The sequence below is a fragment of the Luteolibacter sp. Populi genome (assembly GCF_040801775.1).
Classification (GTDB): domain Bacteria; phylum Verrucomicrobiota; class Verrucomicrobiia; order Verrucomicrobiales; family Akkermansiaceae; genus Haloferula.
Window position 1 is genome coordinate 3,857,329 of the sequence record NZ_CP161812.1, and the last position, 20,337, is coordinate 3,877,665.

Sequence of the window (20,337 nt, forward strand, 5' to 3'; positions counted from 1 at the left end):
GAATATTGATGGTCGGAAGAGGAGATCGAAGAAGCTCTTCCTGGATTTCGGCTGTTCTGAATTTCGCGTCGTTTCGCGTCGTTTCGCGGTTAGAATTTCGGCCCCCTGCCTCGTCCACCCTTACGATGAAAGCTGCTTCAACAACTCCGCGGCCGCCGGTGTGTCCTTGGCATCGCGGCGCTTCATCAGGGCGATCAAGCGGTACATGCCCTTGCCGGAAAATGGCCGCAGCACGATGCCATCCATCGCCCGGTTCCGCGTGGCGAGCTTGGGCACGACAGTGACGCCAAGGCCGGAGGCGACCATCGAGAGCGCGGTGCCGAGCTGATCGCACTGGAGGCCCGGGTCGGGCTCGCGGATCTTGCAGAGGCGCAGGGTGCGGTCGGAGAGACAGTGGCCGCCCTTGAGGTGGATCAACTCGGTGGCGTTGAGATCGGCGGGCGTCGGCGGTGCCTTGCGCAGGGCCAGCGGGTGCTTCGCAGGCGCGGCGAGCAGCAGCGGCTCGCGGAAGAGTTCCTTCACCTTGAGCGACCACTTCTGGCGGTCGTGCTCCGGGACATCGCTCAGGATGGCGAATTCGATGCGGCCTTCGACAAGTAGGGTGATGAGCTCCTGGGTGCGCGATTCCGAGATCGCGATGGAGATGCCCGGGTAGCGTTCGCGGAAGGGCCCGAGCCACTGCGGCAGCAGGTAAGGCGCGATGGTCGGGATGATCCCGAAGGCGACCCGACCGTGGCGCAATTCGCGGCGGTCGGTGAAGGCATCGCGCAGCTTGTCCCGCTCTGCAAACAGCCGCCCGGCGTAATCCAGCACCGTGCGACCGGCGGCAGTCAGGTCCACGCCCCGCGCGCGGCGGATCAGCAGCGGTTCCCCGATTTCTTCCTCCAGTGCCTGGATCTGCTGGCTGATGGCAGGCTGGGAAAGATTGCAGCGCTTGGCGGCGGCAGTCAGCGAACCGCAGTCGGCGACACTGGCGAGGATCTCGAGCTGACGGAATTCCATAAGCGGCGAGCCATAAGAAATCCGAATGGCTGCGTTTTCAACCCGCGATTTCACAAATGGCCCGGCATTGGTCACGATGCACGCTGCAACCCCAAACTCCATCTACCATGGCGAAACCCCAGATGACCACGACCGGCGGCAATCCGATCGCCGATAACCAGAACTCGATCTCCGCCGGACCGCGCGGACCTTTGCTCCTGCAGGACTACCAGCTCATCGAAAAGCTGGCCCACCAGAACCGCGAGCGCATCCCGGAGCGGGTCGTCCACGCGAAGGGCTCCGGCGCCTTTGGCACGCTGACGATCACCCACGACATCACGATGTACACGAAGGCCTCCGTCTTCTCCCACATCGGCAAGAAGACCGACATGCTGCTGCGCTTCTCCACCGTGGCCGGCGAGCGCGGCGCGGCCGATGCCGAGCGCGACGTCCGCGGTTGGGCGCTAAAGTTTTACACCGACGAGGGCAACTGGGACCTGGTGGGCAACAACACCCCGGTCTTCTTCGTGCGCGATCCGCTGAAGTTCCCGGATTTCATCCACACCCAGAAGCGCCACCCGCGCACCAACATGCGCAGCGCGATCGCCATGTGGGACTTCTGGTCGCAATCGCCGGAATCCCTGCACCAGGTGACCATCCTCATGTCCGACCGCGGCCTGCCGCTGAGCTACCGCCACACCAATGGCTACGGCTCGCACACCTACTCCCTCATCAATGACAAGAACGAGCGCTTCTGGGTGAAGTTCCACTTCAAGACCCGCCAAGGCATCAAGACGATGACCAATGCCGAAGGCGAGCAGGTCATCGCCAAGGACCGCGAGTCCTCGCAACGCGACCTCTACGAGGCCATCGAGAAAGGCGAGTTCCCGCAGTGGACGGTGCAAATCCAAGTGATGGCGGAGGAAGCCGCGGAGAAATGCGCCTTCAATCCCTTCGACCTCACCAAGGTCTGGCCGCATGCCGACTACCCGGTGATCGATGTCGGCGTCCTGGAGCTGAACCGCAATCCCGCCAACTACTTCCAAGAGATCGAGCAGTCGGCCTTCTCCCCCTCGAACATCGTGCCCGGCATCAGCTTCTCGCCGGACAAGATGCTGCAGGCGCGGATCTTCTCCTATGCCGACGCGCACCGCTACCGGATCGGCACCTGGTATGAGGCACTGCCGGTGAACAAGCCGAAGAGCGCGGTGAATACCTACCACATGGACGGCTCGATGAACTTCATGAACCCCCAATCGAGCGACGCCTACTACGAGCCGAATACGATGGGCGGTCCCGTGGAGGACGACCGCTTCGCCGAGCCGCCGCTCAAGATCTCCGGTGATGCCGACCGCTGGAACCACCGCGATGGCAACGACGACTACACGCAGCCGGGCAATCTCTTCCGCCTGATGAACGACTCGCAGAAGCAGCAGCTCTTCAGCAACATCGCCGAAGCCATGCACGGCGTGCCCGAAGCGATCGTCCATCGCCAGCTCAATCACTTCCACAAAGCCGATCCGACCTACGCCGCAGGGGTGGCGCGGGCGCTCAAGATAGATTGGGAGACCAGCGGAGCGTATCCGAATGAGCCGGCTTTGACTTGATCCATCGGGAGGATCTGACACCTTGGCGGGCGGTCATCTTGGAACCGTCCGCCTCAACTTCTCCAAACCCATGACACTCAGCGCTCAAGAAGAAAGCCGCTATGCCGAGCTGCAAGCGATGGCCTTGGACGCGGCCCGCCATGGGAACTTGGAGGCCCTCGAGCCGATGCTGGAAGCCGGGATGCCGGTGAACTTGCGCGATGAAAAGGGCAACACGCTGCTGATGCTCGCCGCCTACCACGGTAACCCGGAGACGGTGTGGGCACTGCTGCGGCGCGATGCCGCGGTGGACGAGCGCAACGACCGCAACCAGACACCCCTCGCGGGAGTCGCCTTCAAGGGGCATCTGGAAGTCGCGCGCCTGCTTCTCGATGCGGGTGCGGATCCCGTGGCCGATCAAGGCGGCGGACGCACGCCGGTAATGTTCGCCGCGATGTTCGGGCACTTGGAGATGGTTAAGCTACTCGAAGCCAGCGCGGCGAAACAAGGCTGGCGGAAGTCGTCCCTCGGCTGGCTGGCGCGGGTGATGTCGATTCCGCGGATTCTATTCTTTCGCAAGCAGCCGATCGCCGCAGGCAGGTAAACAGGGCGGTCTCTCAAGGTGCCAGATTGACAGCGTGCACGAGCAACTCATGTCCTCCGGTCAGGCAGAGGCGGAGAGTTCCGGGCTCGCTCAGCGTGCCGCCCCACACCGAGGACGAATCGAGCTTGTCCAAGGTCCGGAAGTCCAGCGAGGCATTCGCTTCTTCCAATGTCTTGAACGCCGCCCCGGGATCCTCCGCGGGTAGTCCAAGCTTGAACGAAGGCAGAGGGGCGCGGTGTTGCACGATCAGCCTCGCGTCTGTCGGCAAGCCGGCGGGTTTTTTCACCGCCCATTCCCAGCCCTCGCCACTGCGGGTAACAATGGCCTCCAAGGGGCGCGGCAGAAAGAGGCGGGTGGCGGGATCGCCGAGCAGATTGTAGATCAGCAGGTGGTCGGCCTTGAGGTCCTTCACGCGGTTGCGCTTCCCGATCACGAAGGGCTCCAGGCTCGAGACGAGCAGCTCCTTCAGCGGCTCGCGCGTCGCATGGGCCTTGCGGATCGACTCCACCCACAATCCGCCGAGGCTATCGGCGGTCGTGCCGTTCAAATCGCGCAGCAAACTCGTGGATCCATAGTAGTTCGTGAGCGGGTGCGAGTCCACCGAGGCCGCAATGCAGGCCACCGGCCCGCCGGGGGCGAAGAGCAGCTCCTCGCCCAGGCAGCGGATCTTGGGATCGGCGAAGGCCCCGCACTTGCAAGCGAAGACGATGTGCGGCGCGGCCGGCGCGGGGGTCGTCATCGCACGCGCATCGGCGGCACGGTAGCGGAGCCGATTCATGATCCACCAGGAATCCGTGCGGCCATGGCCGATCATCGCGCTGAAGAGCGAGCCCTCCGCGAGGCGGCGGTTGAAAGTCGCCGCACTCTCCTCCGGCCAGCCGCAGAAGGGACTGTTCACCGCGGAGTGGAGCAGCCAGAAGCCAGCCCACGGCGGAGCCTCCTTGCGTAAGCGGCCCATCAAAAAGGGCAGCGAGACCCGGGTCATGACCCCCCCGATCTTGTTGAAACCCGGGTCGCCAGCCCACACCGGAATCGTCAGGTCCGAGGGTGAAGGCACGCGTTTCTCCCACGTGATGATCTTGCCGACCACCGGCGCAAGCTCCACAGGTGTCCGCGCCGGGATGCGCCCCACCGGGATCTCAGGAACGCCATCATGGTCGAAATCGCCCAGCACCGCATCGCTCACGAATTCCGCCGGATGCGTCGCCTTCCAGCCATGATAGGGAAGGCGCTCGGTACGAACCTCAGCAGGCCCGCTGCCATCATCGCCGAGGATCAGGATGGCAGCCGGTTTTCCGGTCACGCCGGCGATCGCCTCCGCGGGCGAAGCGCTCGAGCGCTCAACCTCCCAGCCCTGTGCCGCCCGCAGTTCGCAAAGCGGTGCAGCCGCCAACAAAAGATTCTCCGGCCCGATGCACAGCCACACGCCCCGGTCTGCCGCTATCGCGGATCCCATCAAGACGAGTGATGCGAGGATCGAGCGGATCATTCCATGAGTCCTATGCGGATTGGCCGGGAAAATCCGCCAAAATCGCTGGCATCACTCGGTGAACTTCAGATTCCCCCACTTCTCCGGCAGGTGCATGTTAATCTCGCCCTGCGGGCTCCACACCCAATTGTCCTCGGGGTGGCTTCCTTCGGGGATCTTCGCGCCATGCTCCGGAATGCGGACATACTTGCCGGCTTTCACGAGATGCTTCCACTCGACCCGGGAGAAGTTGATCCGCCACGTATCGCCGGGCTTCGGCGGGGAGGCCACGCTGCCCTGGTGCTTGGCGAGGTCTTTCCACGGCAGGAAGACTTCGACGCTCCAGCCCGTGTCCGTGTCGGTGGCATCGTTGAGCGTGCCTTGGACTTTCACGGCGCTCTTCAGGCCGGGCAGGTTGGTGCCGTGGACCGCCGTTCCGCCTCTCGAGTAGGGCTTGTCGAGGGTGAGTTCCCAGATGGTGCCGAGCGCGTTGATCTCGAATTCGTAGTAGTTGAGTGTGTCGCCGTCGGGATCGAGGAAGATCTCGAAGTCGTTGTCGTGGAAGATGATCGCGTTCTTCTCGGTCAGCGTGGCACACACATGCGGCTCGGCCAGATCGGCGCAGACGAAGAGGCCCTCGACGGTCCAGAGCATCCTGGCGCGGGTCCGGAAGCGCGGCGCGGGTTCATCCTTGCCGCGGATGTCGATGAAGTCGGCGGTCCAGGGAGCCTTCTGCCAAGCGGCATCGGAAAGGTCGCCATCGACCACGGGTGCCTGCTCCGAACGCGGGCACTCGTAGGTCAGCGGCGCGGCCACCGCACGGGCGAGGAGGGGAAGCACCAAGAGCATGCGCATGACCGCAGACTCCGGACGCCTCGCCGCCGGGGCAATCCGGAAGTTTCGATTCGACGGGCCTGCGCCGCATTCGCAGTCTCCCGGACATGAGCTTGAAAACCTTGGCCTGCGTCGTGACGGGCATGCTGGCCGGTGCCCTGGCGGAGGCGAAACCGCTGCGCGTCCTGAGCTACAACCTGCGCTACATCACCTCCGGCGACAAGGGCGAGCGCGCCTGGACCGCCCGCCGCGATCAAGCCGCGGAGCTGATCAAGAGCGATGCCGCGGACATAGTGGGCATCCAGGAAGGCCTGCCGCAAATGATGAACGATCTAGCCGGGCGACTCCCCGGCTATGCGGTGGTCGGGGTCGGTCGCGAAGACGGTATCGATCAGGGCGAATACGCCGCGCTACTGGTGAAGGCCGATCGCTTCCGCATCCAGGAATCCGGCACCTTCTGGCTCTCCGACACGCCGGAGATCTGCAATTCCTGCACCTGGGGCAATACGGTCACCCGCATCTGCACCTGGGCGAAACTCTACGACCGCGAGACCAAGCGGACCTTCCATTTCTTCAACACCCACCTCGACCACGCCTCCGAAGTGGCGCGGCAAAAAGGCACCGAGCTGATCCTCGCCCGCATCGCGCAGCGCAAGCCGCAAGGACCCGTCATTCTAACAGGTGACTTCAACGCGTCCGACGAAGACCCGCTGCACGCCTCCATCAAGTCCACCGGCCTGCTCGACATCTGGAAATCGCTGAACGCCGCCGTGCCCCCGGAGGAGTCGGGAACCTTTCATGAATTCACCGGTGCGACGAACCGCTCGCGGATCGATTTCATCTATGCCACGCCGGACTTGAAAGGGCTGGAATCGGTGATCGTGAAGAGTTCACTCAACGGCAACTTCCCCTCGGATCACTTCCCGGTGCGGGCGACCGTGGAGTGGTAAGCCACGAAGCGCCCGCTCCGCCCCTTCTTAGACGCCCTGAACCCGGTCTGCCGCTAAGGCCCCTCGAAAAGCGCTCCTACCTCGCGCTTCGATACCTTCCCCATCGCATTCCGCGGCAAGCTATCCACGCGCAGGAGACGGCGCGGCAGCTTATACGGCGAGAGGCGGTCCTTCCCCCAAAGCTGCAGGTCCTCGATCCTCAGATCCTCTTCCAGCACGGCGGCCACCGCGACGGTTTCGCCCCAGGTCTCATCTTCAAGTCCCACCACCGCACACTCGCGGATGGACGGATGATCAAGCAGCGCCGCCTCGATCTCCAAGGCCGATAGCTTGTAGCCGCCGCTCTTGATGATGTCCACGGACAGCCTGCCGAGAATGCGATAATAGCCGCCCTCACGCAGCGCCATGTCGCCAGTGCGGAACCAGCCGTCTTCGAAGGATTCGCCAGTGACTCCGGGCGAGTTCCAATATTCACGGAAGACCGCCGGACCCCGGACCTGGACTTCACCGGGTTCGCCTTCGGATTCGATCGTCTCTCCGTCCTCGTTGCGAAGCCGCACCTCCACTCCTGGCAAGGGCTGGCCCACACTGCCGCTCCGGCGCTCGCCGCGCAGCGGATTCGAAAGGATCATCCCGGTCTCGGTCATGCCGTAGCGCTCCAGCAGGCTCTGACCCGTTAGATCGGCCCACTTGCGATGCAGGCTCGCTGGCAAGGCCGCGGAGCCCGAGACCATCAGCCGCATGTCCGCGAAGCCTTTCAAGGTGGCGGCATACTCACTCCCTTCCGCTTCCAGGAGCCCGGCCAGCTTCGCGTAGATGGTCGGCACCGCCATGAAGAGCGTGTAGTCGCCCGCTGCCACGCGCGGCAGCACGGCTTCGACATCGAAGCGTGGGAACACATCCACCATCGCACCGGACCACAAGGCACAGCACAGCACGTTCACGATGCCATGGATGTGATGCAGCGGCAGGAAAAGCGGGATGCCGTCGTCAGCCTTCCACTCCCATGCTTCCACGAGCGCTTCGACCTGCGCCTGAAGCATCGCATGAGTGCTCACGACCCCCTTCGGCTTGCTGGTCGTACCGCTGGTGTAGAGGATCATCGCCCGCCGCGCGGAACCGATCTCCGGGAGCCCGCTGGGTTCGCATGTTAGAGTCTCCTCCGCGAGAAGGACGGGACGTCCATGGCTTGCGAAACGCTCCGCGAGGTCGCTTGTCGCCACGATCATCGCAGCAGCGGAATCTCCGAGCGCATGCTCCAACTCCGGTGCCGTGGCTTGGGAAGAAAGCGGCACCGCAATCCCGCCCGCACGCCAGATGCCCCACTGGATCGCCACGTATTCGAAACCCGCGGGCACCATGAAAGCAACCCGCGCTTCTTCCAGATCACCACGACCGCCGAGGAGCGCCGCGGCGATTCTCCCGGAGGCTTCAAGGAGGTCGGCGTAGCTGTGGAAAACTCCCGCAATGCTCAGGGCACGGCGATCTCCATGAATACGGGCGCGGGCGATGAGCGGCAGTTCTAACATCTCTCTCAAGCAATCAATCGGATCAGGAAATACATCACGGATGGCCCGAGCAAACAGCCCAGCCCGGTGTAGAAAGTGGCAGTCATCGCACCGTAGGGTACCAGCTTCGGATCGGTCGCAGCGAGCCCTCCGGCCACCCCGCTGGTGGTCCCCATCAGCCCGCCGAAGATCAGCGCGGTGCGCGGATTGTCGAGCCCGATGAAGCGCGCCACAAAGGGCGTTCCCACCATCACCATGATCGACTTCACCAGGCCGGCGGCGACGCTCAGCGCGATGATCTCCGAACTCGCGCCCAAGGCGGTGCCCGTGACCGGCCCGACGATGAAGGTCGCCGCCCCGGCACCCAGCGTGGTGAGGCTCACCGCGTCCCGGTAACCGAAGGCATAGGCGACGCAGGCACCGAAGAAGAACGAAACGAAGATCCCGGTGAAGAGCGACAGCACCCCGACCATCCCGGTCCGGCGCAGCTCCCCGAGATGCACCCCCATGGCCGTGGCCACGATCGCGAAGTCGCGCAGCATCGCCCCGCCCATCAGGCCGACCCCTGCAAAAACCGGGATATCGGCGATACCCCGTTTCCCATCCGTCTCCAGCCCGCCGAAGTAAGCCAGCACCAGGCCGATCAAGATGGCGATCGCGGAACCATGAATCCGCCCCCGGGTCAAGCGACCGGAGAGAACATAGGAGATCCACACCAGCAGCCCGATCACCGCGAAGGCGGTGATCAACGAGTACTCGATTAGTAGCGGCTCGATGAATTCGATCATTGCGCGGAGGAGGAATCGTCATCGCCCGGCCGGCCGATGCGGGCGAAGACCGGCACCAGCGCACAGCAAGCGATGGTCGCCAGCACCCCGGCAAGCAGCGCCGCCGGCCCGCCGTGAAGCGCCCCGCGGACATTCTGCGAAGCGGCCATCGCCACGATCACCGGAATGTAAATCGAACTCCAAAACAGGATCCCCGACTCGCTCGCCTCGGGCAGCGAACCCTCCCTCTTCAAGCGGTCCGTCAGCAGGATCAGCAGCAACATCGCGATCCCCACGCCGCCGATATTCCCGTCCATGCCCAGCATCAAGCCGAGCAGTTTCCCCACCAGCAGGCCGATGAGGAGGCAAAAGGACAAAAGGGCGGTTCCGTAAATGGTCATGCCGGATCGGTTTCGGACGGGCCTCGACCCATACCGCGAGGATTTTTTGTATACAATCCAAATGGTGTCTGGATGACAGCATCTTCCGGTCTAGTATGCCGCCGCCATGGCGAGCCGCAGTGCCGACGAAATCCGGGAAACCATCGAACAACGAATCGTGGAAGGTGAATTCGTGGACGGCGAACGCCTCGACGAGGTGAAGCTGGCCGCGCGTTTCGGCGTCTCGCGCACGCCCCTGCGCGAAGCCTTGCGGATGCTCTCGGGCTCCGGGCTCGTCGAGCTGATCCCACGGCGCGGTGCCTTCGTCCGCCACCCGGGAATCGTCGAGCTGGTGGAGATGTTCGAGGTGATGGCGGAGCTGGAAGCCCTGTGCGGGCGTCTCGCCGCGCGCCGGATTTCACCGGGGGAGTTGGTCGAAATTTCCATGACCGCCCGGGCCTGCGAGCAAGCTCTCGAGAAGCAGGATCCGGATGCCTACTACCACCGCAACGAGGAGTTCCACCAACTCATCTACAAGGCCGCCGGCAACAACTTCCTGGCAGCCGAGGCGAAGCGCCTCCAAAAGCGCTTGCGCCCCTTCCGCCGCATGCAGCTCCGCGCGCGCGGACGGATGAAGCAATCCATGCAAGAGCATGCCGCCATCCTCAAATCGCTGGAAGCGGGTGATGCGGATACCGCCGCCAGCACCCTGCGCAGCCACGTGACCGTGCAGGGTGAGAAATTCCACGACTTGCTTTCGAGCTACGAGAAGTCCGCCGCCAAGGCCTGAGTCAGGGGCGCGGCTTACTTCAGCGCCTTCTCGATCGCTTCCGTGACCTCCGGGCTGTCCGGCGTGGTCTTCGGCTCGAATCGCGCCAAGGGCTTGCCGTCCTTCCCGATCAGGAACTTGCCGAAGTTCCAAGAGACGTCGCCGGGGAAGGCCCCTTCCTTGCCGCTGAGGGCAGCGTAGAGCGGATGCTGCTCGGCACCCTTGACGTGGACCTTCTCCATCAGCGGGAAGCTGATGTCGAACTTGTCCTTGCAGAACTCCTTGATCTCTTTCTCGGTCCCGGGCTCCTGACCGTTGAAGTCGTTGCAGGGGAAAGCGAGGACCACGAAGTCCTTCCTACGGTACTTGTCGTATATCGTTTCGAGCGCCGCATACTGCGGGGTAAGTCCGCACTTCGAGGCGGTGTTGACGACGAGCACGACCTTGCCCTTGTAATCGGCCAGGCTGGTCTCCTTGCCGGTGATCGTTTTGAAGGGGATGGTCGTCAGATCCGCCGCAGCGGCGGTAGCGAAGAGCACGAGGGAGGCGAGAAGTTGGCGCATGACGGTAAGAATACGGCGGTAGGAGAAGATAGCTTGCGGGATATTCCAAAGTGCCTTGAAAGGTGGTCCGCACAACCGGAGGCGCAGCCGGAGATAGCCCCGGACTTTGCCTTTCTCATGACGGGGCAGTCCTCTGTGCGGCCGAATGGTCCCCGGCAGCCCGCTACTCGACACGATCCGCAGATGTAGCCGGCCGCGGACAACCACTCCACCGCGCAGATGACTGTGCGGGCCACCTTCAGGCATACACCCGCACCACCCGCGGCGTGATCCCGGTAAGAATCTCCCACGCGATCGTATCCGCTTTCGCCGCAACCTCTTCCACCCGGATATTCGGCCCGAACATCTCGACCTCGTCGCCTTCGTCGACCTCGCTACCGGTAACATCCACCATCAGCTGGTCCATGGTCACCCGCCCCAGCAGCGGGAAGCGCCGGCCACGAATGAAAACCTCCGCGCCATTCCCTGAAACATGCCGCGGATAGCCGTCGCCGTAGCCGATCCCTATCGTCGCGACCCGCGTCGGCTTGGTGGTCACGAAAGCCCGGCCGTAGGAGATGCCGTGGCCGGCGGGCAGCGTGCGGACCAAGGTCACGCGCGACTTCAGGCTCATCACATTCCGCAGCCGCAGCGGGTGGCCCTGCAAAGGCGAAACCCCGTAAAGCATCAGCCCGGGGCGCGCGAGGTTGCAGTGCTCCCGCGCATAGCCCATCAGCCCCGCGCTATTGGAAAGGTGCCGCCAGCGGAAGCGCTCCGGACCGCCCAGCGCGCCGAGGATCTCCTCGTACTTCGCCATCTGCCCGCGGGTGAATTCCTCATCCTCATCCGCGGAGGAGAGGTGCGAGCCGATGCCCTCGATCTCCAAGCTCCCGAGTCCCTTCAATTCCTCCACGATCGCCGCCAAACCTTCGGCCACGAAACCGCCGCGGCCCATCCCCGTGTCCACCGAGAGATGCACCTTCAAGCGGGCGCTGCGCATGAAGGCGAGGTCGTTGAAATGCCGCGCTTCATCGAGCGAGGAAATGCAGGGCGTCCAGCCGCGGGCGACAATCTCCGCCCGCTCCTCGGCCCAGGTGGCACCGAGCAAATAGATCCGCGTCGCCACGCCCGCTTCCGCGATCCGCCGCGCCTCGCCGACATTCGCGACGCCGAAGAAAGCGATTTCTTCCTCCGCCAAGGTGCGCGCGATCTCTTCCAAGCCGTGCCCATAGGCCCCGGCCTTGACCACGGCCATCACCTCGCAGCCGGCGGCTTCACGCGCGGTGCGCAGATTCTCACGGATGGCGGATAGATCGATCTCCGCCCAGGCGCGGGGCGGTGAAGGTGGTGGGTTCACGGCGGCGAGCAAACCCGGCGCGACCGCTCCGGGCAAGAGTGCCGTTCAACGCCTCAAAAAGAAAACGATCAGTATCCCTGCCACGATCGGCGCGATGACGATCTGGAGCAAACCCGCCGTGACGACCGCTTCCAGCCAATCTTGCCGGCGCCATCGCGCCTCCGCATCACCCGTCGCCATCCGTCCCGCGAAGGCACAGCAGCCGATTAGCAGCAGCACGAAACCTATCCCCAAGCCCCATGGAAGCACGCCAGCGAGCGCCGTCGGTATAGGCAAAGCGCCGGTTAGGGCCGAATACAGACCCGCCAAGGCAATCCCCGGCACAAGCAACGGAATGATCACCAAACAGCGCTGCGCCAAGTCCGCAGGACCGCGCTTCTCCGGACGATAGGGTTCCGGCGCATTCATCCTATCAACAAAGCGCAACCGGCGGACCCCATCAAGGAAACGCGACCCGCGGCTCCGGCTTCATCGAGCGCCGCGCGGCACCGATGCAAAGCTCCGGCGCAACCGCCTGCTTGGCCACGGCTCGGCGCTGCTCGCAGATGGATTCCCAAGCCTTCTTCTCCTCTGCCGGGATCTCGGGATGATGCCGGAACGGCACGCCCAGGCCGAGCAGGGTCGCGATCCAGGAATCAATCCCGACCGCCCCCGGCCAAGTGGGCAGGAAGTTCGAGAGCAGGTGCGCCGGGCCGATGCTCTGATAGAGATCCACCAAGGCGGCACAGGATTGCGGCACCGCGGTCGCACGCGCCATTTCCCAGAAAGGCGAATCGGAGGCGGTGTTGAAGCGGTAGTGGATGGCGTGGAAGTCGCGGCACTCGTCCCATGCCTCGCCCACGACCTTGTTGTAATTGCCGCGGCACGCCTCGCCCACGTTGCCATCGGTCTCCGCGAGCAGTCGCATCAGCCAGTTGATCTGGAGCGCGAGCATCCCCATGCGCAGCGAGGCCAGGGGCGGCAGGAAGCCGCCGGCATCGCCGATGGCAAGCACCGGACCCTGCCATGCCGCGGCCAAGCGGCCGGGATTCCAGTGGTGGACCAGCGGCGTCAACGAAGCATCATCGGCCTTCGCTAGAAGTTGGGCGCAGGCTTCATCCTCCCCCAGGAAATCCGGGTTCCACGCCAGGCCAAGGCCGATCGAGTCATCGTGCTCGGTGCGCCAACGCCAACCGTTTTCCTGGGTCTCCAGCGTCGTATAAGGACGGATCGGCTCGCTGCCGCGCCGCCGCCGCAAGGTTGCCGCGCGGGTGCAGGGCGAGGCATCTGCATACGAGATCCACCCGGTATTCCCCGCCAGACTCGCCAAGGGCCGGGCGCTGCCGCCGGCATCCAGGAAGAGGTCCGCGGTCAAGCTGCTGCCATCTTCGAGCCGCAGCTCCTTCTCGCCATGATCGAAGGCTGCAATCTTGCCGCTCTTCATCACCAAGCCGAGCGACTTACAGGCCCGCAGCAGGAGCGCATCCAGCAACTCCATGCGGAAATTCAAACCGGTGAGGTTCTCGATTGGCTTGAAGGAGTTCGCGCCGTCCTTCGGGAAGAGCTTGCCGGCGGCCATCAGCGCGACGGGGAGCAGGCCGGAGTCCATAGGACCGTCGGCGAAAAGGAAGCCGGGCTCGGTGCGGAAGCCGGGGATGCCTTGGGTAAGGCTTTGATCAAAAGAGCGATAGAAAGATCCGCGGGCACCCCACAGGCATTTGTAGCCGAGAGTCCAAACCGGACGGGCGTGGAGATGGATGTCCGATCCCTGGAGGCCGAGCACCGTGCAGAGCTGCTGGATGACGGCTGGGGTCGTGCTTTCACCGGCGGGATCGGGGGCCGGAGCATCCGGATCGCGGAGCAGGGTGACGCCGAGACCGGGGAGCTGGCGCTTGAGGGTGGCGGCGACGAGCAGGGCATCGGTGCCGGAGCCGACGACGACGACCTGGCGGACGGGAGAGGGATTCATGAGAAAGAGAGGTTCAGGTCCATTGCCAGGAAGGACGGCGGATCGCATCGAGCGCCTGGCGCACGTTCACGCCGCCCTTCGCCTGTCCGGCGAGCTTGTCGCGGTGGCGCTGGAAGACGGCGAATTCTTCCGGCGAGGGCTGATACTGGGAGCGGTGCGGGACCTGCATGCCGACCAGCATGGCGAGGAAGCCTTCCACGCCGTAAATATTCGGCCGCGCGGGGAGCGCCTGGATCAGCAGCATCGGGTTCGGGCCCACTTCCTCATAGAGGGCGTGGAGATCGGCGTAATTGCCAAGGCTGGTCGCCGCGCGGCAGTGCTGCCAGAAGGGCGTATCGCGGCGGGTGTTGAACTTGTAGTGATAGGCGAGGAAGTCGCGGATCTCGTCCCATGCGATCGCGACGATGCTGTTGAAGCCCGCGATCATCGTTTCATCCGGCCGGAGACCGGTCTGGCGCAGCGATTCCGCGAGCCAGCGGGATTCGTAGATGACCTGCGCCAGTGCGGTGGCTTCCAACGGTTCGACGAAGCCGGAGGCATTGCCGACCGCGACCACATTCCCCACCCAGCTCCGTTCGTAGCGGCCGCTGCGGAATTTCACCACGCGCGGTTCGGTCGAGATTTTCGGGTTCTTCGCCAGCAGCTCGGCCTGGGCTTCCTCGTCGGAGACGAACTTGCTGGAGTAGACGTAGCCGCGGTTGATGACGGTCTCGTGCTCGATCTGCCAGCACCAGCCGTGATCCATGGTCTCGGCGGTAGTGTAGGGCTCGATCGGTTCGTCCGTGCGTTGCCAGCCGCCGATGACCGCGCGATCGCAGAAGAGCGCGTCGGAAAAACTTTTGAAGGATTCGTTGAGGGCCTTGCCGATCAGCTCGGCGCGGAAGCCGGAGGCATCGACATAGAGATCGGCCGTGCGCGTCGCGCCGCTCTTGAAATGCAGCGCGGTGACCTTGCCATCGGCGGTCTCGGCGCGGTCCAAGGTATCATCCTCCATGATGATACCCGAGCGCCGGGCGATCCCCTCCAGGCAGGAGACGAGCCGGTGGTTCTCGATGTGGAAGGCGTATTGGCCCTTGATCACCGGCCTGCCCAGCGGGCCGGTGGTGAAGGCCCTGCTGCGCGCCATCAGCGCGCCGGCCTGCGAGAGATCGCGGCAATCCGAGGCGGCATAGAAACCGTTGGCCTTCGGCAAGCCCTCGAAGCGCTGGTCGTACTGGAATTCGAAGTCGTAGAAGAACTCCTCCCGCGGGCCCCACAGGAAGCGGATGCCCTGCTTCCAGGTCGGCTGGGCCCCGGCATAGAATTCTTCCTTGGAGATGCCGAGGGTCTCGAAGAGATGCGCGGGAAATACCGCCGTGGTCCCCTCCCCTACCCCGATCACGCCGATCTCCGAGCTGTAGACGAGCGACACCTCCAGCAGCGGATGAAGCCGCTTGAGCGTGAGCGCGGCAAGGAGACCCGCGCTGCCGCCACCGAGCACGAGCACGCGGCGGACTGCCGCGGGGGCAGAGGATTCATTTTCCGGGAGAGAGACCATGGGCGGATCCCCATGCCAGCGGAAGCAGCGCGCCGCATCAAGGGGGAAGAGTGGGAAGGAAATTGGAGATTGGGGGATTGGGGGATTGGGTAAAGCTCGTTTCGGCTACCACTTCGGTGGGGGTGGCGGAAGGCAACTTGCGCGGCGACCCGGCGGGGAGCAGTGTCCCGCCGTTATGGCGCTCGATTCCCAGCAGCAGCGGTCCGCGGCCCAATTCGACCGGCAGGCCGCCAACTACGGCAAACAGCACATTCTGGCGGACACCCGCGACGTCTCCGCCCTGCTCGACCGGATCCCGCTACCGGAACGCCATGGCCGCGTGCTGGACGTCGCAACCGGCGGCGGCCACACCGCACTGGCCCTCGCCAAGGCGGGTTACCAGCCGGTGCTGGGCGATCTGGCCCCGGCGATGCTGGAAAATGCCGCGCGACTGCTGGCGGCGGAAGGCTTCCAGACCGAGACCGCCCTGTTCCCGGCAGAGGAGATCCCCTTCCCCGACGCCTCGTTCCGCTTGGTCTCCTGCCGGGTGGCTCCGCACCATTTCAGCGACGTGGCGGGATTTGTCCGTGAATGCCATCGCGTTCTGGAGAAGGGCGGCTACCTGATGGTGATCGACGGCAGCCTGCCGGACGAGGATCCCGAGACGGCGGAGTGGCTGCACCAGATCGAGAAGCTGAGAGATCCCTCGCACGGGCGGTTGCTCGATCGGCCTACCTGGTCGCGGATCATCCGTGAAGCGGGCTTCGACCTGCTGCATGCCGAACTCCAGCCGATGGCGCAGCCGAATCTGGAATATTTCGACGCGGCGGCGACTTCCCCGGAAAATCGGCAGAAGGTGCAGGACCTGATCCGCGGCGCAAGTCCCCATGTGCGGGAGGCCATGGCGCTCCAAACGGATGACGGCCCGATCCGCTGGTCCTGGCAGCGGATCAGCTTGCTTGCGGTGAAGTAGCTTTAGCTCCCCCGATCCTGCGAGCGGACCAAGCCTGCGCGACTGACTCACCACTCGCCGCGGCAGTCCAGTGTGAGCAGCCTCGAAACCGGATTGATTGCCGCTCTTGTGCTTCGTCCGCTCAGAAGACCGGGTGGGGGCTTCTCCTTCAAAACTGGGACTGTCGGGACTGGTGGTTTCGAGCCTCAGGCGCGCAATCCGGAAACACCCGCCCCCTTTCACAGGGCCAGCGACGCCTCGGCCTTCACGAGCGCCATAAACCACCCCCAGCAGCTTCGCAGAATCCATCCCTGATATAGAACATGGCTTCACACCAAGTCCAACCCTCAGTCCCGCGATTGGCAGCATTGAAGCGGGCCGCCCTCATAGGACGGCCCGCCAAAAATCAAAGCAGCTTCAGAACCTCGCGCTCTCCGTCCTTCGACTCGAACACGATTTTCCCTCCGGCCTTCGTGTGATCGATGACCATCTCATAGAGGGCCAACGCTCGCTTGAAGACCTCGGCAAGCGAGGCCGCTTTGCTCTTCTTTTGAAGAGCCTTCATATTATCCCGAACCTCCGGCGGAACCTCGAGGTTCACGCGGACGGTCTCGCGCTCTTGCGCGGGTGCCGATTTTCCTGACATCATAATAGATGATCAAAGCTTTCACGAGCCACACGCCCGTGAACATGACAATGATCCACGGCGGGGCCTTGGCCCAGCACATCACTGGGACCGCTATCGTGTAGCCCGCGAGGTGCAGGCTACCCGTCTTCGTCACCACCGGCATCTTTGCCAAGGTGACCTTCACAATCTCGTATTTTGCTTCGTAGTCGCTCAGTTTCTTGCCCATGTTTCGATCTTTCCGAACGTGACGTCCGGAAGACCGGAAGCAGGGACAACCTGGGGATCAATGATCTGTTTCATTGCATCACGTAGTTGCCTAGCTCCGATCGCACTGCAGAAAGCGATGTGAGAGTTTAGGTGATTGAGTATTTTGTCGCCTTGAACTGCGCTCGGCACCTGCCGTACAGTTCGGTTTTTTGATGGGGGAGGAATCACAGTGCAGTTGTTGTCCATTTCATCTGCGTCTATGGGGCTTACACCGGGACACCGTTTGTTCTCCGAAATCTTGTCGGCTTTTCGCCTGAGTCGATCGCGGGGAACGAAGCAACGATGAACGGATTCCGTTCAAATGCAACACAAATTTTAGCCCCCCCTCGCATCTCTCTCCCCCCAAACCCGCTTCACCGCCTCCAGCGCCTCCGCGCTTTCCCCTCGATGGCCGACTCCAGAAAGGGCTGCGCCCCTACGTAAGATTTACCATCTTCAAGCATTCCTAAATATGTCCCTTCTTGGGATGGGGGACTATCCGGCAGATGCCCAGAGTGCGAGTTCGGCTTCCCAGGGGTCCATGTCCTGCCACTGCTCACGGTGCAGGTGATCGCCGAAGGCATTGACCTCCGCGACGACGCTGCGGTGGCTGCGGGCACCGATCATGAGGTCCACGCCGCAGTAGTGGCAGCTGGGGAAGCATGCGGCGGCGGCTTCCGCAGTGGCGAGCGCCTGGGCCCAAGCGGTGGGACCGAGCTTGGCGATCACTTGCTGGAGATCGCCGCGCTGATTGCGGAGATGGAGATTCGTGATCGGGGAGGAACTGGTGCGCACGGCGATGTGAGCGGCTTGTCCGGCGATTACCACGATCCGGAGGTCGAAGGGCCTGCCGTCCAAGGTCGCCTTTGGAAACCAGCGTTCGAGGGTGGCGTTCTGCTGGCAGACCGCGTTCACGGTGGCGCGGATGTCATCGAGGCTGGAGAGGCGCAGGGGGCGCTTGGAATTCCAGATCCGCTGCACACCACCCGAAATTTCGAGCCGGGCCGAGGTCACGGCCTGCCAGCGATTGCCTGAAGTGCGCGAAATCGCCATCACCCCCGCAGCGGAAGAACCATGACGCGGCTTGAGGAAGACGCGATCCCAACGGTAAGCATCCATCTTCACGCGGAGGTGCTCGAAGCCCATGCAATGCCAAGCTCCCGGGGCCAGCGGCACATCCGACGCTTCGAGGATCTCGCGCGTCTGAAGCTTGTCGAAGAGCTTCGCGATATCGGCGGGATCGTTCATCACGCGAAGCCCGAGCTCGCGGGTCCAAGCGGAGATCTCCTCCTGAATGCCATGAAAGCCGTGGTACCACTGGTGCTGGCAACGGAGTTCGCCCGCGTCATCGGGGAGCGCGAGGCATTCCTCTGGGGAAAGGTAGGTGCGATGCGGCTCGTGGTAGTGGTGATGGGCCAACGGCGGGCGGGCTCCGCGGGCAAGGATCAAGCGCTCGACCTGGGGATGGCCGGCGGGGGTTTCGAGCCGGAGTGCCGTGGCACCGGCAAGCCGCTTCCGCGGATCGAAGCCCGGCGACAGCACTTCCTCCCACGGAACAAGAACGGGCTCCGGAAAGCCGTGGGAATGACACGCGGCAGCAAAGCCGAGAGCACGGGCACTACCGGGATTCGCGATCAGGGCGAAGCGGTCGGCAGCCCTGCCAGTGCTCATTCGCCGACAGCGACGTAGCGGTCGTCCTCATCTCCCGTTTCCTGCGCGCTGACATCGACGCGGTAGCAAAGTTCCTTGAGACGCGGGATCGTGGCGTCCGTGAGGTAATTGCGGTGGAGGTCCAAGCCGGAGAGGCCGCGAATCGATTCGCTGGCGAGGAGATGCTCCGCGCCTACGTCGCTCATGGTGCCATCGGACATGTCCAGATACTCCAACTGGCCGACGATCGCGGCGCTGGCCATGGCCTCGGCGATGTCGTCCTGGATCTCGCTGTTCTTCAGCGCGAGCGATTTCAGCTTCGGGAAGAGGCCGAGCCCTAACAAGGGCTTCACATCGGCAATCGTGCCGTCCCAACCGTAGTTGCTGTCACCAAGCCAAAGTTCAAGATGTTCGAGTTCCGGAAAGCTGCAGGCGGCGATGCCGTGCAGAACCGCGGATGGCAAGCCGCCCGTTTCGATGTAGAGGCGCTTGAGGGCGGGATGCGCGCAGGGAGTGAGAACCAGTGAAGAACCGCCGCGCACGCGGAACTCCTCCAGCTTCGGATAGGCGGCCAGGATGAGGCCGACATCGCCCTGCTCGATCCACGAGATCTCGCACTCCTCCTGCGTGACATCTCCGAGGAAGATCCCGCGCAGGTTGCCGAGCTTCGGCGCACGCTCGACGAGGATCTTGATGACTTCGTCGAAGGTCTCACCGCTCTCGCCGGGCGCGCCGAGAATGATCGCCACCAGCGAGGCCGCGCGCGGGTCATCCAGATAGTCGGCAAGCACCTGCGGCGTGAACGATTCGTCGTCGTAGGTGAAGCCCAAGCGGTGGACCACCTTGTCGTAGCCGGCACCCGGCGCGTATTCTTCGACCGGCAGGCCGAACCATTGGGTCATGTGGTCCTCGATCATCGGGAAAGTTCGTGTGAGCTTTGAGCGATGCTGCTAGCTCTTCCCCCGCACGGTGGCAATCTTTTCTCCCATAACCCGGCCGGCAAAGGCGGTGGCGTTCGATCTGGATGATACCTTGTTCGACCGGCGGACGGCGCTGCAGCGCGTGTTAGAGCACTGGCGGGGCGCACCATTGGATGACGCGGAGATCAACGAAGTCCTTGAACACGACGGGGATGGACATGCGCCGCGACGGGACTTCCATGCTTGGCTCGCGGAGCGATTTCCTGCGACGGGTGGCGAGGCGCGGGAGGTCGGGAAACGATTTCGACACGATCTGCCGCGTCATATCATGCCGGATCCCGCGGTTCTGGAAACGCTCGAACTTCTGAAGGCACGCGGTATTCCGCTCGCACTGCTGAGCAACGGCAGCGCCGCTTTCCAGATGGCGAAATTGCGGGCCTGTGGTGCTGCTCCTTTCTTCGGGAGAGAGCGCCTTCTCTTCTCCGGCACTTTGGGAGTGGCCAAGCCTGATCGGCGATGCTTTGAAGCTCTCGCCGATTGTCTCGGATTACCGGCAGGGGAGATCCTGTTCATCGGCGACAATCTGGAGCGCGACATCCGCGGGGCACAAGCGGCAGGCATGCAATGCTGCCAACTGATCCGACCTGGCCGCGCTTCCGAAAACGCGGAACCTGTCATCCACCCGCTGCGCGAGGTGATGCGCTTTCTCGAAATCGAAGTACGCAGATGAA

At 63.7% G+C, this 20,337-nt stretch carries 21 protein-coding genes; 6 read left to right on the forward strand and 15 right to left on the reverse strand.

Annotation, left to right across the window (positions count from 1 at the left end; all coding sequences use genetic code 11):
* Positions 1-120 precede the first annotated feature (120 nt).
* Positions 121-1,002: a LysR family transcriptional regulator gene (locus tag ABWK72_RS15760; RefSeq protein ID WP_367870526.1), complete on the reverse strand. Its 882-nt coding sequence runs from the start codon at positions 1,000-1,002 to the stop codon at positions 121-123.
* A 107-nt stretch (positions 1,003-1,109) separates the two neighbouring features.
* Here ABWK72_RS15760 and ABWK72_RS15765 point away from each other — a divergent pair, with 107 nt between their 5' ends.
* Positions 1,110-2,588 carry a catalase gene (locus tag ABWK72_RS15765; protein ID WP_367870527.1) on the forward strand — a complete coding sequence of 493 codons (1,479 nt, stop codon included), beginning with the start codon at positions 1,110-1,112 and terminating at the stop codon, positions 2,586-2,588.
* 70 nt (positions 2,589-2,658) lie between these two features.
* The gene (locus ABWK72_RS15770; RefSeq protein ID WP_367870528.1) at positions 2,659-3,171 is read left to right on the forward strand and encodes an ankyrin repeat domain-containing protein; all 513 of its coding nucleotides are present in this window, start codon (positions 2,659-2,661) and stop codon (positions 3,169-3,171) included.
* 13 nt (positions 3,172-3,184) lie between these two features.
* On the opposite strand, the gene ABWK72_RS15775 is transcribed toward ABWK72_RS15770, so the two are convergent.
* Both ABWK72_RS15775 and ABWK72_RS15780 read right to left on the reverse strand, forming a co-directional pair.
* Complete coding sequence (locus ABWK72_RS15775) at positions 3,185-4,660, reverse strand: C25 family cysteine peptidase (RefSeq protein ID WP_367870529.1); 1,476 nt, start codon at positions 4,658-4,660, stop codon at positions 3,185-3,187.
* A 51-nt stretch (positions 4,661-4,711) separates the two neighbouring features.
* The gene (locus ABWK72_RS15780) at positions 4,712-5,494 is read right to left on the reverse strand and encodes a carbohydrate-binding family 9-like protein (protein ID WP_367870530.1); all 783 of its coding nucleotides are present in this window, start codon (positions 5,492-5,494) and stop codon (positions 4,712-4,714) included.
* Between the two features lie 86 nt (positions 5,495-5,580).
* On the opposite strand from ABWK72_RS15780, the gene ABWK72_RS15785 reads away from it, so the two are divergent.
* Positions 5,581-6,423 (forward strand): endonuclease/exonuclease/phosphatase family protein, encoded by an 843-nt coding sequence (locus ABWK72_RS15785; RefSeq protein ID WP_367870531.1) that lies wholly within the window; start codon positions 5,581-5,583, stop codon positions 6,421-6,423.
* A 53-nt stretch (positions 6,424-6,476) separates the two neighbouring features.
* Here the strand turns inward: ABWK72_RS15785 and ABWK72_RS15790 are convergent, their stop codons facing one another.
* Genes ABWK72_RS15790 through madL form a run of 3 tightly spaced genes read right to left on the reverse strand, consistent with a single transcriptional unit; the run spans position 6,477 to position 9,099 of the window.
* Positions 6,477-7,952 carry an acyl-CoA synthetase gene (locus ABWK72_RS15790; RefSeq protein ID WP_367870532.1) on the reverse strand — a complete coding sequence of 492 codons (1,476 nt, stop codon included), beginning with the start codon at positions 7,950-7,952 and terminating at the stop codon, positions 6,477-6,479.
* Between the two features lie 5 nt (positions 7,953-7,957).
* A complete protein-coding gene (gene madM, locus ABWK72_RS15795; RefSeq protein WP_367870533.1) occupies positions 7,958-8,719 on the reverse strand; it encodes a malonate transporter subunit MadM in 762 nt (253 codons plus the stop codon).
* A complete protein-coding gene (gene madL / locus ABWK72_RS15800) occupies positions 8,716-9,099 on the reverse strand; it encodes a malonate transporter subunit MadL (RefSeq protein WP_367870534.1) in 384 nt (127 codons plus the stop codon). Before madL ends, madM begins: the two co-directional genes overlap by 4 nt.
* A gap of 106 nt (positions 9,100-9,205) precedes the next feature.
* On the opposite strand from madL, the gene ABWK72_RS15805 reads away from it, so the two are divergent.
* Positions 9,206-9,868, forward strand: coding sequence for a GntR family transcriptional regulator (locus ABWK72_RS15805; RefSeq protein WP_367870535.1), 663 nt, complete (start codon positions 9,206-9,208; stop codon positions 9,866-9,868).
* 14 nt (positions 9,869-9,882) lie between these two features.
* On the opposite strand, the gene ABWK72_RS15810 is transcribed toward ABWK72_RS15805, so the two are convergent.
* The 5 genes from ABWK72_RS15810 to ABWK72_RS15830 all read right to left on the reverse strand — a co-directional run bounded on the left by ABWK72_RS15810 (position 9,883) and on the right by ABWK72_RS15830 (position 15,231).
* Positions 9,883-10,410: a glutathione peroxidase gene (locus tag ABWK72_RS15810; protein ID WP_367870536.1), complete on the reverse strand. Its 528-nt coding sequence runs from the start codon at positions 10,408-10,410 to the stop codon at positions 9,883-9,885.
* Between the two features lie 238 nt (positions 10,411-10,648).
* On the reverse strand, positions 10,649-11,746 hold the full coding sequence (alr, locus tag ABWK72_RS15815; protein WP_367870537.1) for an alanine racemase: 1,098 nt from the start codon (positions 11,744-11,746) through the stop codon (positions 10,649-10,651).
* A 45-nt stretch (positions 11,747-11,791) separates the two neighbouring features.
* Positions 11,792-12,154, reverse strand: coding sequence for a hypothetical protein (locus ABWK72_RS15820; RefSeq protein WP_367870538.1), 363 nt, complete (start codon positions 12,152-12,154; stop codon positions 11,792-11,794).
* 31 nt (positions 12,155-12,185) lie between these two features.
* On the reverse strand, positions 12,186-13,694 hold the full coding sequence (locus tag ABWK72_RS15825; RefSeq protein WP_367870539.1) for a tryptophan 7-halogenase: 1,509 nt from the start codon (positions 13,692-13,694) through the stop codon (positions 12,186-12,188).
* A 13-nt stretch (positions 13,695-13,707) separates the two neighbouring features.
* Positions 13,708-15,231: a tryptophan 7-halogenase gene (locus ABWK72_RS15830; RefSeq protein ID WP_367870540.1), complete on the reverse strand. Its 1,524-nt coding sequence runs from the start codon at positions 15,229-15,231 to the stop codon at positions 13,708-13,710.
* Between the two features lie 175 nt (positions 15,232-15,406).
* On the opposite strand from ABWK72_RS15830, the gene ABWK72_RS15835 reads away from it, so the two are divergent.
* Positions 15,407-16,183: a class I SAM-dependent methyltransferase gene (locus ABWK72_RS15835; RefSeq protein ID WP_367870541.1), complete on the forward strand. Its 777-nt coding sequence runs from the start codon at positions 15,407-15,409 to the stop codon at positions 16,181-16,183.
* Positions 16,184-16,568: 385 nt separating this feature from the next.
* Here ABWK72_RS15835 and ABWK72_RS15840 read toward each other — a convergent pair whose 3' ends face one another.
* From ABWK72_RS15840 to ABWK72_RS15855, 4 genes are all read right to left on the reverse strand, one after another.
* Positions 16,569-16,727 (reverse strand): hypothetical protein, encoded by a 159-nt coding sequence (locus ABWK72_RS15840; protein WP_367870542.1) that lies wholly within the window; start codon positions 16,725-16,727, stop codon positions 16,569-16,571.
* Between the two features lies 1 nt (position 16,728).
* A complete protein-coding gene (locus tag ABWK72_RS15845; RefSeq protein WP_367870543.1) occupies positions 16,729-17,016 on the reverse strand; it encodes a hypothetical protein in 288 nt (95 codons plus the stop codon).
* 515 nt (positions 17,017-17,531) lie between these two features.
* Entirely contained in the window at positions 17,532-18,707 is a 1,176-nt protein-coding gene (locus ABWK72_RS15850; RefSeq protein ID WP_367870544.1) for an STM4014 family protein, read from the reverse strand.
* Positions 18,704-19,603, reverse strand: coding sequence for an STM4015 family protein (locus ABWK72_RS15855; RefSeq protein ID WP_367870545.1), 900 nt, complete (start codon positions 19,601-19,603; stop codon positions 18,704-18,706). The genes ABWK72_RS15850 and ABWK72_RS15855 overlap by 4 nt, the downstream gene beginning before the upstream one ends.
* 91 nt (positions 19,604-19,694) lie before the next feature.
* On the opposite strand from ABWK72_RS15855, the gene ABWK72_RS15860 reads away from it, so the two are divergent.
* On the forward strand, positions 19,695-20,336 hold the full coding sequence (locus tag ABWK72_RS15860) for an HAD family hydrolase (RefSeq protein ID WP_367870546.1): 642 nt from the start codon (positions 19,695-19,697) through the stop codon (positions 20,334-20,336).
* Position 20,337: the final 1 nt, after the last annotated feature.